This is a genomic window from Flavobacterium sp. FPG59, from assembly GCF_002150205.1.
In the GTDB taxonomy this organism is placed as follows: domain Bacteria; phylum Bacteroidota; class Bacteroidia; order Flavobacteriales; family Flavobacteriaceae; genus Flavobacterium.
Genome location: NZ_MTCA01000373.1, coordinates 1 through 1,396, shown reverse-complemented (window position 1 = coordinate 1,396; position 1,396 = coordinate 1). Strand labels below are relative to the sequence as shown.

Annotated in this window: 1 protein-coding gene; it reads right to left on the bottom strand. The window is 31.4% G+C overall.

The window, feature by feature from the left end; translation table 11 throughout:
- Positions 1-66 precede the first annotated feature (66 nt).
- Positions 67-798, bottom strand: coding sequence for a bifunctional demethylmenaquinone methyltransferase/2-methoxy-6-polyprenyl-1,4-benzoquinol methylase UbiE (gene ubiE / locus FPG59_RS16070; RefSeq protein ID WP_086455530.1), 732 nt, complete (start codon positions 796-798; stop codon positions 67-69).
- Positions 799-1,396 lie beyond the last annotated feature (598 nt).

Genomic DNA, 1,396 nt, shown 5'->3' with positions numbered 1-1,396 from the left:
TTTGAATTTTGTGCATTTCCAGTAATAATTCCAGTTAAAAATAGGGCAATAATTATTTTTTTCATATTATTTTTTAGATGCTGAATAAATGGTAGCAACCCCAAAAGTTTGTGGTAAAGCTACAACATCTATAAACCCAGTTTTTCTTAAAATATTGTTTAAGGCTTCGCCATATGGGAAAGCTGCTGCCGATTCAGATAAATAGCCGTATGCTACGTTGTCTTTTGAGAATAATTTTCCTATTAGTGGTAGTATGTTTTTACTGTAAAAGTTATAGCCTTGTTTATAAGGAGTTTTCACGGGAACCGAAGTTTCTAGAATAACAAAAACGCCATTTGGTTTTAGTACTCTCAAAATTTCACCGAGACCTTTCTCAAGATTTTCAAAGTTTCTTACTCCAAAAGCAACAGTTATAGCATCAAAATAGTTGTCCTCAAAGGGCATGTTTTCTGAATCTCCTAAAACCATATCTATCGTTTTAGTCAAATTCTTATCAGCAATTTTACGTTCGCCCACCTCAAGCATTCCTGCAGATATGTCTAGGCCAATGATTTTTTCTGCCTTGGTTTGAGCCATTAGTATAGCAAGGTCTCCAGTTCCTGTTGCAATGTCTAAAATTGTATTAGGCTTAGATTTAGCAACAATTTGCAAAACTTTTTTGCGCCATTTGATGTCTATTCCAAAAGAGATAACACGGTTGAGACTATCATAATTTCCAGAAATGGTGTCAAACATTTGCGCAACTTGTTCTTTTTTACCTAGAGAAGAATCCTTGTATGGAGTGATTTTTTGTGACATTTTTTTTGTTTGTACAAATATAATACAATCTAAATGAACTAGTAATGTGTTTCTATAATTTGACCTAAGATTTATTTTTTTAACGTATTGAAAAAAGATTCTTTCAATTTTTTACAAAAAAAATCAAAATATCACTAAAAGTGGGTATTGTGGAGGTGGATTTTAATCCACACATTTGTACCGAAGAAATAAGCACAATAAATGGTTAAAAGACAATTGGTGAACCAAAGCAAATGGATAGTTCTTGCGTTACTTATCTCGTTTGTTCTAGTTAGATTTTTTGAGAATGCTGTTCTAAAATGCAGTATAGAGGTTAAAACGCAACATACGTTCTTAGGATTAAATTTGTTTTTGGAAATTTTAATTTTTTTCGTCTTTAGTACCTTCGTGGTATTTGGTATTAAAGGCTACTTTGAGATGTACTCTCAAAGGTTTTCAAACATTATTATTGCCGTTTCCGGTGTGTTTTTAGTGTTTGTAATTTTTATTTTATGTTATCAAATACTCTTTCTAGAGTAGTTCACCACTTTTAACCAATTGCTAAAAAAAAAACATCCTGAAAAGGATGTTTTTTTTTTGTATTATACTCTAATGTATG

Bases quoted from the DNA above. Each gene is read 5' to 3' on its own strand.
- ubiE (WP_086455530.1), bottom strand. From the start codon at position 798: ATGTCACAAAAAATCACTCCATACAAGGATTCTTCTCTAGGTAAAAAA.